Here is an 11,816-nt window from a genome sequence, read left to right as displayed (position 1 = left end):
CCATCGTTCGGAGGTTATTCATTTAAATGGCAACAGCCACCGCATTAAACATCGAGAAACTTTGTTTCAAGCGAAAAGTGTTCAAAATTAATGAGCAGTATATGTTCAAAAAGACTTGACGGTGACACTGATTGTTTAATTAAAGATTCAGCATTTCGTGCCGTGAATCAAACCGTTACACAAACTCTTCCTGCTGATACGTTTGTGAAAGTAGTATTTCCAACTGTACAATTTGATCTGGGAAATGAATATAAGCCTGCTACTTCAACATTTAAACCATCTTCACGAGGAATTTATTTTTTGGTTGCGTTTATAGGATTCAGCCCTGATAACCCAAATGTAAACTATAGAACCCGAATCGAGATTAGGGTAAACGGTGAACCAGCAATTTCTATTGATAACGATTTCTTTGGTCCTGTACCATTCTTAAATGGCGCAGCAGTTAGTGATATACTTCAGCTGTGCCCAGGAGACCGAGTAGAAATTTATGCTCAAAGCAGCACAGCCGGCACAATCTCTACTGCAGAAACCGGATCGCATTTTGCAGCCGCTAGAATATCTTCACTTTAAGTTAAAAATAGAATAGAAATCTCATGGATAAAAAACCTGTATCTTAGATCACCGAGTAATTCTAGATACAGGCTTTGTTTAACTTTTATTATGAATTTCTTATGGCGTAGTGATCCATTTAAATGTATTTAATGCTAATAGAGCAAGTAATAGTTTGCTGGCATCTCCAGATGATAAAAGTAGAATGGTTTCTACTTTAAGAAGCAGAAGAGTTTATCCAATGACTCCCTCATCTGGCTTCCAAATTCCTTGCAGCTTCCTAATAAATATGATTTGTCCAGTATGGTATGTAGTATGAATAGTCAGGTGCGCAAGTTCAGATACTCTTTCATCGAATTTATTGTTATCAGCTTCCTTCACAGCATCGGTCCATTCACTCATAATCTCTGTTATCTTCATGACAGCCTCATTCCATTTTAAGTCTTTTCTGTTCTTAAACGTATTGTTATCATCATTTTTTTCATTTGGGATATCTTTGAACCGATTTAAATACCGTTCATTATAGAAGATTAAGTGATTTACTATCTCGAAAATCGAGTTAGATGTGTCGGTTGGCGTCCAATTTGCTTGTTCTTCGGTAAGTCCGTCAACTGAGTGTAGTAACGATACAAACCACGTATTTTCTTGACAAGCTTGTAACTGTTCTAATATTACTTCTTTATTATTCATAGTACCTCCTGAAAAATGGTTTTTATATTATTCATTACTATAAGAATTCCACAAAAAAGAAAATGTTACCTTTAAATTCACTTAAATAGAACTTTGGTTATAGATAAATATTGTCGAGAAAAATCGACTATCAATCTTTAGTTGACTAAGTCGATAGTTACATAGATTCATTTCCAATATATAGGTTTTGGGTTGAAAATATTGGGTATTTTTATAATATAAAATATATTATAGGAGGTTTGATTTTAATGGGAATCAGCATTTTCGAAAGATTAAGTAATACTTCTCTTGAACAATTACGTTCTGCCGCTGTCTTAGAGTTTACAGAAGAGGTATTCGAATCAGACAACTACAAACCTTTAGAAGTTCTTACTCCTAAAGAGAATAAACTCTTCATCGTGAACAGAAAGGATGGTACCCTCACAGTTTTAAGTGTGGACGCAACTAATAACGTGACAAAGGAAACATGGTTTACAGACGAAATCATTAGCATGAAGGAATATTTTGAGCAGTATAGGTCTAACAACAACACCCCTCCAAAAAGAATGGAGATCACTTTTAAAGGAGGGCATTTGTTAGAAATTAACCCAAGCCTTTCCACCGAAGGGAAAGAAGAAGCAGTTATTAACCAAGTAAACGAAGATTTTGAGTCATTAATCGGAGCTCTAAAATATTCAAGGATTTTAAATTAACCGGGAGGAGGCATTTCCCCCAGGCAATATATGTTTCACAAAGGTATGTAACCATGACAATTTTGCAGTACAAATGTAATTTTAATAATAGAAGGGGCTGTATCATAAATGATACTCGCCCCCTTTTTGCATGGTAAAAATGCAGTGGACAAGTCCTTCGCTTTCCGTGGGCAGCACTGTACGGCTGACATAAGGTTTCCCCATTCTTGTATCATTATATCTTGAGCCAGTCATACCTGCTGCGGGTAGAAACACTACAACGGGGCTGCCAGATCCAGCAAATTTTAGTACCAGACGCCGCCCATCCACATTGTAAAATTTTCCAATAAATGGTTCAGTGCCTGGGGACTTCTCATAATTTCGATGGTTTGTATTTTTCATTCAAGACCTCCAATCGATATTTTTTTCTCCACCAATAGTTCCTACTTATATATTAATATCCTTTCGATAAATCTACTTTATTAGGTAAAACTTCATTATTTTCGATTCTTTTCAATGTGTCCACAAAGCATGCTATCGCTTCATTCAGCTCTGTCACGGCTGATATGTGAGGGGTGATGAATATATCGTCTCTGTTCCACAGCTCTGAAGTTTCTGGCAGCGGTTCTGTTTCCAGAACATCTAACACCGCATAACGGACCCTTCTGGAATTTAGCGCTTCAATGAGCGCTTGCTCATCTACCGTATGACCCCTTCCGACATTAATAAAGACAGCGCCGTTTAAATTGCTGAAAAACGCACGATCAAATAACTTACTCGTTTCATTTGTCAAAGGCAAAGTGCTGATAATCCAATCTGCCTGTGCAGTCAGCGTGCTTGCAGAGCTGGTTTTCCTCACCTTGTGAAAATGCTCCTTTTGCCTGCCGCTGTGCGAGACGCCGAATACGGTAGCCCCAAAGCTTGAAAATACCTTGGCTGCCGTCTGTCCAATTTCCCCTGTACCAAATATGACAATCGTTTGATCCTTTACCATTTGAGGAGTTTTTGGGTCCCACTTCTTCTCCCTTTGTTTTATTTCAAAGTAGTGATGTAATTGAAGATCCCTTAAAACATAACTTAAACAATACTCACTTATTTTCTGTCCGAACGCGCAGACAGTTCGGGTTAGAAGAATATCATGTTCCTTCCATCCCTCCATTTCCAAATAGTTATTTATACCAGCATTAAACGAATGTACCCATTTAATTCCGGCAAGGTGAAAGCCTGGGCATGGATTAAAGCCGACATAGGCATCTGCCCATGACAAATCCACTTCTGTAATTTCATCAATCTGCTTAAAACGAAAGCTCTGAGGTGTATTAGCTGGTAACTGTTCCTGGAATTCCCTTTCATAGTTTCCTGCAACCAGTATATTATGTATGTTCATTAGATTTCCCCCATACTTGTTATTAGGTAATGAAAGAGTCCGCATTCAACACTAATTGGAATACAGCAGAAATGCACTTTTTTGAGGTATTTTCAATTTATAATGCTCTCTTGCTATTTCAAGCTTTAAACGATGCTTTAGTGATAAGTATCCATATGGATCAAAATAAGAATCGATTCGGTGAAGATATTTAATGCCATGAAAGGTTAGTTTTTTTTCATAAGATATTCCATTTCCAAGGTTCTCATAAATACTTATCGCTTCTTCCGGTGAAATCTCGTCAGTTAAGATTAGAAATCTCGTTCTTAGCAGTATGACTTCATCTGTGAGATACACTTCTTCTAATTGTAATCCAACCCCCATCCACTTCACCATATTTTGACTGAATTCCTAATTAACGCCTCAGATATACTCTCTCTTCATTATACAAATTTCTCAATTATTAATCTCAAACCAAACCCAACTGTTTAATATTGCAAAATAACGATATACAAACTCTACACACTGAAAACTCTTACAATACTTATAATGATGCTCTATACTAAGCTTACAAGATGATCATCGAATTAACACATGTGTAATTCTGCAAAAATGACACCTTAAGGGATAAAACAAGGGGGATCCTCATGGTACTGGATAAAAGACGTGCACACTTATTATCCATCATACAACAATCGACTGACCCGATCCCGGCGAAAGATATTGTTGCCAAAATGAACGTATCACAACGTACGATTTATTATGATCTCGATCAGATTAACAGTTGGTTAAGGACTCAGAAGCTAGAACCAATTGAAAGTAAACATGGCAAGGGTTTATTTTTGCCACATGCCTCGAAAACGAAACTGATGGTTCATCAGGATCAGAGTTTTGAAGATTACCAGTATCATTTATCAAAGCAGGAACGTGAAATCCTGCTTAAAGCAATAATTTTATTAGAAGAACAAGATGCTTCGATGCAGAGGTTTATGGATCTGACAAGCATGAGCCGTGGGACAATCGCCAAATCCATTAAATCTATCAAGCAAGAGTGCTGTGAAGCTGGTTTGCATTTGTACTACCAAAAAGGTTCAGGATATCGCTTGTTTGGTCCTGAGGATGCAAAAAGAACGATGCTTTCCAATATGCTGGCGATAATCATCTCGCACCCGGATTGGCAGAACGTCAGGAATGAGGTTCATAAGATGATCCAGCCAGAAGCTGATACATGGTCACAGGAGACCGATCAGCGGCGTTCAGTGAGACACCTTCTTTTTGAAGCTGAAAAAGAATTAGGCTTGACTCTGACAGATGAAATGGTGGAAATCCTTTCCTTACAGATCTTGATAATTATGAAGAGAATCAAGTTACAGAATTATATTCTTGTTCAGCCTGAAGAAAAGCAGGTATTGCAGCAAACAGAAGCTTACCAGGCTTCCTTACTCATTACGAATAAACTTGAAAAATTATGGGAGGTTGACTTCCCAGAAGATGAGGTTTGCTTTATTACCATGAACCTGTTGGGTTCTAAAGTACAACAGGATGACTTCAGCCGTTATACCGATCGAGAGCTGTCCGGCCTGAAAGAAGTCGTTCAACAGATGATTGCTGATTTTCAACTTTATTCCTGTATAGTGTTTGACGATAAGGAAGGACTTAGGGAAAACCTGATTTTTCATATCAAACCGACGTATTACCGACTTAAGTACGGGGTGCAGATCGCGAATGATTTAGCTGACACCATTCAAAAAACCTATCCAGACATTTTCCATTTGACGAAACGAGTGGTGAGGCACCTGGAACAGTATGTTGGAAAGACGATTCCGGATGAAGAAGTGGCTTACATCTCATTACACTTCGGAGGCTGGCTGACAAAAGAGAAAAAGCAGGTCGAAACCAGGCTGAGAGCCATTATCGTTTGTGAGAATGGGATCGGGACCTCCAACATGTTACGCACCCAATTGGAAAATTTGATTACCGGCTTGAATGTCATCACCACCCTATCGATGAGGGAATATCAAAAGAATGAACATCAGGTGGATGTGATCTTTTCAACGAATTATATTAAACCGATAAACATTCCCATTGTTCACGTTCCAGCCATATTGACTAATATCGAAAAGGAACGGGTCATACAACGGATGAATGAGCTTTTCGATTCGAAGCTGCCAGAGAAGAATTCTACCGATCACCTGCTTGATGTGATCGAACGCCATGCGACGATTCATCAAAAAGACGAATTGAAAAGAGAGTTGGTTCACCTTTTAGAAAAAAATACTCCGCGAACAAAGGAGCTCAAACAGCCTATGCTCAATGAATTATTGACGGAACAAACGATCCAATTAAAAAAACATGTAAACAGCTGGCAAGAAGCAATCAGTGTAGCTGCTCAGCCACTGATAGACCAGCAATCGATTCGACCGCATTACGTTCAGGCGATGATTGATAATGTGGACGAGTTAGGACCTTACATTGTCATCGCACCAAGGATTGCCATCCCTCATGCGCGCCCAGAATCAGGGGTCGAACGGCTGGGGATGAGTTTCCTACGATTGAAAGAACCTGTTTATTTCTCGGAAAAAGAGAAACATCGCGCTCAGATAGTCATCGTACTAGCAGCGATTGATAATCAAAGCCATTTAAAAGCATTAGCCCAGCTCACGGAATTGTTATCGAATGAAGACAATGTCGAGCAGTTAATTTCAGCAAGTGATAGTAAAACCGTGATGGAATTAATCCATCAATCAGTCGAGGTTTAAAAAATCTGAGGAGGAATCCATTATGAAAAAAGTATTAATTGTATGTGGAAATGGTTTAGGCAGCAGCATGATTGTAGAAATGAACGTGAAAGCAGCACTTAAGGAGATGGGGAAAGAAGCAGATGTTTCACATACGGATTTAACAACCGCCAAGACTGAACAAGCCGATATCTTCTTGGGGTCAGAAGATATTGTCGAAAATCTAGAAGATGGCAAGAAAAATATCGTGAAGCTGAAGAACTTGATGGATAAAAACGAGCTTCGTGATGCCTTAGAACAAAATATGTAAGTCCACGAAAAACAAAAGGAGCGTTAAAAATGATTGATTTAATAATGAAGGATATCTTAGGCACACCTGCGATCCTGGTCGGCCTATTCGCTTTAATCGGACTCCTTGTGCAGCGCAAAAATTCTGGAGATGTCGTCTCAGGAACCCTTAAAACGGTAATGGGATTTGTCATCCTTGGGGCTGGGGCGAATGTACTCGTTCAATCCCTGGATCAGTTCAGCAGCATGTTCAACGAAGCTTTTGCTGTTGACGGAGTGATTCCGAACAATGAAGCAATCGTCGCCCTTGCACAGGAATCCTTTGGTACAGAGACAGCTATGATCATGTTGTTTGGTATGATTGTTAATATTCTGCTTGCACGATTCACTCCTTTTAAATATATCTTTTTAACTGGACATCATACCATGTTCATGGCATGTTTAATCGCTGTCATCTTAATCACTGGAGGTTTTTCCGGTGTACCGATGATCATTCTTGGATCGGTGATTCTTGGGGCATTGATGGTTCTTTCTCCAGCGATGCTTCAGCCTTTCACCCGGAGAGTCACTGGTTCTGATGACTTTGCCATAGGCCACTTCGGATCGATTGGCTATTTCGTATCCGCTCTAGTCGGCAAGGCTGTCGGAAAAGGTTCAAAATCGACAGAGGAAATCAAAGTTCCAAAATCACTAGGCTTTCTCAGAGACACATCTGTGTCCGTCTCGTTAACCATGGTACTCCTGTTCTTTGTCGTTGGAGGTGCAGCCGGTCCAGCCTTCGTGGAAGGAGAATTAAGCGGCGGACAGAACTTCCTGGTCTTCTCCTTTATGCAAGGTCTTACATTCGCGGCAGGTGTTTATATCATTTTAGCCGGAGTACGTATGCTGCTTGGTGAAATTGTCCCAGCCTTTAAAGGAATTGCCGATAAAATCGTCCCTAACGCTAAGCCTGCGCTTGATTGTCCAGCCATTTTTCCATTCGCAGGAAACGCCGTCATCATCGGTTTCCTATGCAGCTTCATCGCTGGTCTAATCAGCATGCTCTTCTTACCTTTACTTGGATTAAAAGTAATCGTTCCCGGACTGGTTCCCCACTTCTTCACAGGTGCAGCTGCCGGAGTCTTCGGTAATGCAACCGGCGGTCGAAAAGGTGCTATTATCGGCTCCATGGCGAACGGTGTAATGATCAGCTTCCTGCCCGCCCTCTTATTACCGGTTTTAGGTTCACTAGGGTTCCAGGGAACAACGTTCGGAGATGCTGACTTTGGTTTAATTGGAATCGTATTTGGTAGTCTGATCAATATTCTCGAATCCAATATTACCGTTATCGCAGCAATCATTCTCATCCTTGCTCTCCCATTCTTGATCGGCTTCAAATCAAAATCAAATGATAACAAAAAGGATACGGACGATGCAGCTTAACAAAAATTAAACCTACTCTCTCTTCTTTGAACTAACCCAAGGAATGGGAAAAAGGAAAAATACCTATTCTGCCATATCCCTGAAGTCAACAGGGGTATGGCAGTTTAATCTTGGCACGGCTCTGGCATCCGGACTGTTTTGTGGCTCATATTCTAGAAACCTATTTTGAAAATGCATTCCATTAGTAGGCAAGGTTATGCAAAATCCTTTGCATACCAATCCCTGGGAATAACATCTTTTTCCAAATCTAAAAGTTCTTCTATGATTTGATCGGAATCGGCGATGGAATTAACGAGAGGGTCGGTCAGCATTGCCCTTCGAAGCTTTTTGCGGTCGCCTTCTAAAACGGCTGCAACTGTTAATTCATGTGTATCCAGTACTAGCTCCTGCATACCGCGGATCCCGCGAGGCATTTCTCCAACTGGCAGAGGCTTAATTTCATCCATTGTGACTTCACATAACAGTTCGAGAAAGGAATCATCGTTCATATTTTCTACAGCGACTTGGTTAAGTGTGTTTATATAAAATGGCTTCCCCAGACCACCAACCATATTTTCAATAATATCTGTCGCATGGTCAGGACCAAAAGTATTCATATACTCGCTGATTGGTGTTTCTCCGCTTAGGAAACTATCAATCTGCCGCCACATCATATCATGACGCTTATAACGGTCTTCCGTTTCCCAAATTGATAATGGGGGTATCGAATCTTTCAAACGGCCAAGCCCCTGCCAATAAGGAACATACTCCTTTGTATGAGCTGTACAAGTTGGAACATAGCCAAAAATGTCATACAATTGATAGCTGATTGCATCATTGTATAAAGCCTTAGCGCCTGTATCACCACCTACTGTTTCCTTCTCCGCCGAAATTTTCAACGACTCGGCAATAGTAGGAAGAAGATCTTTTCCTTCGTACTCTGCATTTAATAGCCAAGTGAAGTGGTTGACTCCAGCGATACTCAAATTAAACTTACGATCGATTTCTTCTGAATACTCACTTTTATCATTTATTATCCCTGCTCGTTCAGCATAGATAATTTTTTTATGTGGCATATGGTGCGAATCACACAAAGCAAAAGACTTTAAATTCGGTGCATACTTTTTTAAAGCTATTCCATTAACTGTTGATGGGTTAATATAGTTTATAACCCAAGCATCAGGACACATTTTTTCAATATCCTTTGCACAATCCATAATCATGGGAAGCTCGCGCATCACTCGGAAAATTCCACCTGGTCCGATAGTGTCTCCAGAACACATTCTGATTCCATACTTTTCAGAAATCTCACAGTCTATTCCCCTGTATTTCACCGTATCTTTTGCAAAACTAAGAACAACAAAGTCCGCATCTTGAAGAACTTGCTTACGATCCAACGATCCCTCAATCTTCAATTCTACTTGATTAGCATCGACTACCATTCTGGCCAAACGAACCAGTTTATTTAACCTTTCTTCATTTGTATCAACTAAAGCTAGAGTACCTTTATTTAGATGTTCGGAATGCACCATCTGCCAAATACACTCACGACCGAAAAACAAACTCCCTGCTCCTAACACAACCACCTTAGGATTCTGAATAGTAATAAAAATCCCCTCCAACTCATTAGTTATTCCTATTATAAAAAGCGGGTATAAAAATAGAAATGTAAGAGAGTAAGCACTTCATGTCAAATAGTAATATTTGATAACCCTTACAATTTCTTGTGATAAAATAAATAATTAAAAAATGTCTAAAAGTATGGGATGGTCTTACCAAAGGATAGAATGGATCTTTTCAACGAACTTTCAGAGCTTGTTATGGTCCGAATAAATTCCTGCAGCGACGTTGCACATCCCAATAGTTGGATGGAAGATTATTACTTATGGTGCGTTCAAGAAGGGCAGAGTGGAATTCGTTTGAAAGGATGTTTGACGATTTTAATCGCTAAGATATTAGAAAGGTACTCTCTTAAAAATTATCGAGAGGATTTGGTTAAGCTGCAGCCTGTAATTGATTTCATTCATGAACACCTCTATCAAATTAGGTCAATATAGTTTGTATTTAACTATTTCCCATTTTGACTCAGAACATTTCCGTTTTTTGCTAATTATAGTATAATAGCGTTTGGCATTTTATATTAAATATAAACAAAGGAGGAAATTTTATGGTGCTTTTCAAAAGAATCTCTATTCTGTTTATTATGGGAATTACTGTCGTATTTATTTTTCTGCCAGATAATAGTGAGGCTGCAACTTATAAAGCAGGGGATATCTTTATAACAAAGACAAGTTCAGCCAAAGGGTTAACTGGTCATACAGGAATTGCGATCAGCTCAACTGAAATCGCCCATACATCAGGCCGCTCTAGCGAACCGTATCCCACAACAATATCAATTAGCGAATGGAATAGTAGATATCCGGAAACAAAAGTAATTCGCCCAAACTCTTCATCTCTAGGAGAAGAGGCTGCTGAAAAAGCAAGTCATTATTTTGTTGGTGAAAATATTGACTATTGGATAACATCGAACCCAAAAGATATAGATCCTTATACTTACTGCAGTGAATTAGTTTGGTACTCTTACTATAAAGCTGGAAAGGAATTTGAAGTAATAGGGTCAAATTCTAATGGACTATTTTGGAAAACCCCAGGAATTATTGAACCATATGACTTCACAAAATCGAATTATGTCGAACATAATGGATTTACATTTATTGATAATTCATGGTAAACACTATACGTTTGGGGCTGTATCATAAATGATACTCGCCCCTTTTTGCATGGTAAAAAAGCAGGGGACAAGTCCTTCGCTTTCCGTGGGCAGCGCTTCAGCTAACTGGGCGAAATCCACGCCCGGCGGATCTTCAGCCGCTGCTCTTCCCATCGGAGTAGAAGTTGAAAAAAGATAAAAAACAGAAAAATTACAATGAAAAAGAACATAGGTAAATAGTGTAATAACATGCGGTAAAACCACGTTTTCCTCACCTATTTCCTCCTTCCCCCTCCGCAAAGGTGTCTATTTCAGAGAAAATTTGTAAGAACTTACATAGTTAAAGATGTTAATTCCACTCATCATTTCCACTTGGCCAAGTTTTATTATGAATAGGTTTTAAGATATCAAGCACCTCTTCCAAAAGCTCCTTATTCATTGGTTCCTCTGTCCATTTAATATTTTTGGTTATGTTTTTCTCACTTGCCGTACTAACCAAAGTGGTAGGAATCAAATCATTTTGAACAGAATATTGAACAGCCAACTTAACAATATCTTCTCCTTGTTCCTTACAGAAATCCGCAGCTTTATGGCAAATACGCTTCATTTCTTCATCTGCCGGATGCCAATCAGCCACAGGACGAGGACTTAACAAACCCATTGACAAAGGCGAAGCGTTAACTAATCCTACCTGTTTTTCTTTCAATAAAGGAATAATGGACAAAAGTGATGTATCATTTAATGAGTAATGGCAATAGGAAAGAATAACATCCAACTCTTTTTTGTTAAGAACTTTTTCAAAGATAGTCAGTGGCAAACCAGAGACGCCATAAAAGCGGATTTTACCTTGCTTTTTCAAGTCTTCTAATGCCGGAAGCCCTTCCTCCATCACTTGCTTACAAGAACCAAATTCTATGTCATGAAGATATAAAATATCAACATAATCTGTGCCCAGCCGCTGAAGGCTTTCCTCCAAACTTTGCTTTATTTTGTTCCTTGAAAAATCAAATGAATTTTCCCCATACCTGCCTACCTTTGTAGAAAGAAAATACTTATCACGCGAAATGTCAACTAACGCCTTACCTAAAACGGTTTCCGCTTTTGTCAATCCATAATAAGGGGAAACATCGATTAAATTAATCCCTTGATCTATGGCTGCATGAACAGATTTAATTCCTTCCGCTTCATTAATGTCTCTAAAAACGGATCCAAGTGAAGAAGCTCCGTAACTAAGTACAGATACCTCAAGTTCTGTTTGCCCAAGTTTTCTGTATTTCAATTTTGTCCCTCCTATCTTTTATTTTCGCCAATTAAATGTGCTTTTTCTTCTTTTAATATATAATTTGGATGGGTTTGATTCTTCTACCTTACTCTGGAATAACTCCTTTTTAATAAATGCCACA

At 39.1% G+C, this 11,816-nt stretch carries 13 protein-coding genes; 6 read left to right on the top strand and 7 right to left on the bottom strand.

Annotated elements, in window-relative coordinates:
• Nucleotides 1–90: 90 nt before the first annotated feature.
• Nucleotides 91–570 carry a C1q-like domain-containing protein gene (locus ACE4RR_RS19675; protein WP_375537144.1) on the top strand — a complete coding sequence of 160 codons (480 nt, stop codon included), beginning with the start codon at nucleotides 91–93 and terminating at the stop codon, nucleotides 568–570.
• Between the two features lie 213 nt (nucleotides 571–783).
• Here the strand turns inward: ACE4RR_RS19675 and ACE4RR_RS19670 are convergent, their stop codons facing one another.
• Nucleotides 784–1,239, bottom strand: coding sequence for a DinB family protein (locus ACE4RR_RS19670; protein WP_375537143.1), 456 nt, complete (start codon nucleotides 1,237–1,239; stop codon nucleotides 784–786).
• 248 nt (nucleotides 1,240–1,487) lie between these two features.
• Here ACE4RR_RS19670 and ACE4RR_RS19665 point away from each other — a divergent pair, with 248 nt between their 5' ends.
• Entirely contained in the window at nucleotides 1,488–1,931 is a 444-nt protein-coding gene (locus ACE4RR_RS19665; protein ID WP_375537142.1) for a hypothetical protein, read from the top strand.
• A 102-nt stretch (nucleotides 1,932–2,033) separates the two neighbouring features.
• Here the strand turns inward: ACE4RR_RS19665 and ACE4RR_RS19660 are convergent, their stop codons facing one another.
• The 3 genes from ACE4RR_RS19660 to ACE4RR_RS19650 are packed head-to-tail and all read right to left on the bottom strand — an operon-like array spanning nucleotide 2,034 to nucleotide 3,672.
• A complete protein-coding gene (locus ACE4RR_RS19660) occupies nucleotides 2,034–2,312 on the bottom strand; it encodes a hypothetical protein (protein WP_375537141.1) in 279 nt (92 codons plus the stop codon).
• Between the two features lie 52 nt (nucleotides 2,313–2,364).
• Nucleotides 2,365–3,297 carry a D-2-hydroxyacid dehydrogenase gene (locus ACE4RR_RS19655; RefSeq protein ID WP_375537140.1) on the bottom strand — a complete coding sequence of 311 codons (933 nt, stop codon included), beginning with the start codon at nucleotides 3,295–3,297 and terminating at the stop codon, nucleotides 2,365–2,367.
• A 51-nt stretch (nucleotides 3,298–3,348) separates the two neighbouring features.
• Nucleotides 3,349–3,672: a hypothetical protein gene (locus ACE4RR_RS19650; protein ID WP_375537139.1), complete on the bottom strand. Its 324-nt coding sequence runs from the start codon at nucleotides 3,670–3,672 to the stop codon at nucleotides 3,349–3,351.
• A gap of 251 nt (nucleotides 3,673–3,923) precedes the next feature.
• Between ACE4RR_RS19650 and ACE4RR_RS19645 the strand changes: the two genes are divergently transcribed.
• The 3 genes from ACE4RR_RS19645 to ACE4RR_RS19635 are packed head-to-tail and all read left to right on the top strand — an operon-like array spanning nucleotide 3,924 to nucleotide 7,724.
• Nucleotides 3,924–6,035, top strand: coding sequence for a BglG family transcription antiterminator (locus tag ACE4RR_RS19645; RefSeq protein WP_375537138.1), 2,112 nt, complete (start codon nucleotides 3,924–3,926; stop codon nucleotides 6,033–6,035).
• 22 nt (nucleotides 6,036–6,057) lie between these two features.
• Nucleotides 6,058–6,324, top strand: a complete 267-nt coding sequence (locus tag ACE4RR_RS19640; RefSeq protein ID WP_375537137.1) for a PTS sugar transporter subunit IIB — start codon at nucleotides 6,058–6,060, stop codon at nucleotides 6,322–6,324.
• Nucleotides 6,325–6,353: 29 nt separating this feature from the next.
• Nucleotides 6,354–7,724, top strand: coding sequence for a PTS ascorbate transporter subunit IIC (locus ACE4RR_RS19635; RefSeq protein ID WP_375537136.1), 1,371 nt, complete (start codon nucleotides 6,354–6,356; stop codon nucleotides 7,722–7,724).
• A 194-nt stretch (nucleotides 7,725–7,918) separates the two neighbouring features.
• On the opposite strand, the gene ACE4RR_RS19630 is transcribed toward ACE4RR_RS19635, so the two are convergent.
• Entirely contained in the window at nucleotides 7,919–9,316 is a 1,398-nt protein-coding gene (locus ACE4RR_RS19630) for a family 4 glycosyl hydrolase (protein ID WP_483860828.1), read from the bottom strand.
• Between the two features lie 554 nt (nucleotides 9,317–9,870).
• Between ACE4RR_RS19630 and ACE4RR_RS19625 the strand changes: the two genes are divergently transcribed.
• A complete protein-coding gene (locus ACE4RR_RS19625) occupies nucleotides 9,871–10,434 on the top strand; it encodes a hypothetical protein (RefSeq protein ID WP_375537134.1) in 564 nt (187 codons plus the stop codon).
• A gap of 3 nt (nucleotides 10,435–10,437) precedes the next feature.
• On the opposite strand, the gene ACE4RR_RS19620 is transcribed toward ACE4RR_RS19625, so the two are convergent.
• Both ACE4RR_RS19620 and ACE4RR_RS19615 read right to left on the bottom strand, forming a co-directional pair.
• Nucleotides 10,438–10,677, bottom strand: coding sequence for a hypothetical protein (locus tag ACE4RR_RS19620; RefSeq protein WP_375537133.1), 240 nt, complete (start codon nucleotides 10,675–10,677; stop codon nucleotides 10,438–10,440).
• Between the two features lie 85 nt (nucleotides 10,678–10,762).
• Complete coding sequence (locus ACE4RR_RS19615) at nucleotides 10,763–11,692, bottom strand: aldo/keto reductase (protein ID WP_375537132.1); 930 nt, start codon at nucleotides 11,690–11,692, stop codon at nucleotides 10,763–10,765.
• Between the last annotated feature and the right edge of the window lie 124 nt (nucleotides 11,693–11,816).

The sequence above is a fragment of the Alteribacillus sp. HJP-4 genome, from assembly GCF_042139015.1.
Lineage (GTDB): Bacteria > Bacillota > Bacilli > Bacillales > Marinococcaceae > JBHIKY01.
This window is presented reverse-complemented; position numbering and strand designations above follow the sequence as displayed.

What these genes read in the sequence shown, in the direction of transcription:
- ACE4RR_RS19645 (WP_375537138.1), top strand. Translation starts at nt 3,924, where the DNA reads ATGGTACTGGATAAAAGACGTGCACACTTATTATCCATCATACAACAA.
- ACE4RR_RS19655 (WP_375537140.1), bottom strand. Translation starts at nt 3,297, where the DNA reads ATGAACATACATAATATACTGGTTGCAGGAAACTATGAAAGGGAATTC.
- ACE4RR_RS19665 (WP_375537142.1), top strand. Translation starts at nt 1,488, where the DNA reads ATGGGAATCAGCATTTTCGAAAGATTAAGTAATACTTCTCTTGAACAA.
- ACE4RR_RS19675 (WP_375537144.1), top strand. Translation starts at nt 91, where the DNA reads ATGAGCAGTATATGTTCAAAAAGACTTGACGGTGACACTGATTGTTTA.
- ACE4RR_RS19650 (WP_375537139.1), bottom strand. Translation starts at nt 3,672, where the DNA reads ATGGTGAAGTGGATGGGGGTTGGATTACAATTAGAAGAAGTGTATCTC.
- ACE4RR_RS19660 (WP_375537141.1), bottom strand. Translation starts at nt 2,312, where the DNA reads ATGAAAAATACAAACCATCGAAATTATGAGAAGTCCCCAGGCACTGAA.
- ACE4RR_RS19625 (WP_375537134.1), top strand. Translation starts at nt 9,871, where the DNA reads ATGGTGCTTTTCAAAAGAATCTCTATTCTGTTTATTATGGGAATTACT.
- ACE4RR_RS19635 (WP_375537136.1), top strand. Translation starts at nt 6,354, where the DNA reads ATGATTGATTTAATAATGAAGGATATCTTAGGCACACCTGCGATCCTG.
- ACE4RR_RS19670 (WP_375537143.1), bottom strand. Translation starts at nt 1,239, where the DNA reads ATGAATAATAAAGAAGTAATATTAGAACAGTTACAAGCTTGTCAAGAA.
- ACE4RR_RS19640 (WP_375537137.1), top strand. Translation starts at nt 6,058, where the DNA reads ATGAAAAAAGTATTAATTGTATGTGGAAATGGTTTAGGCAGCAGCATG.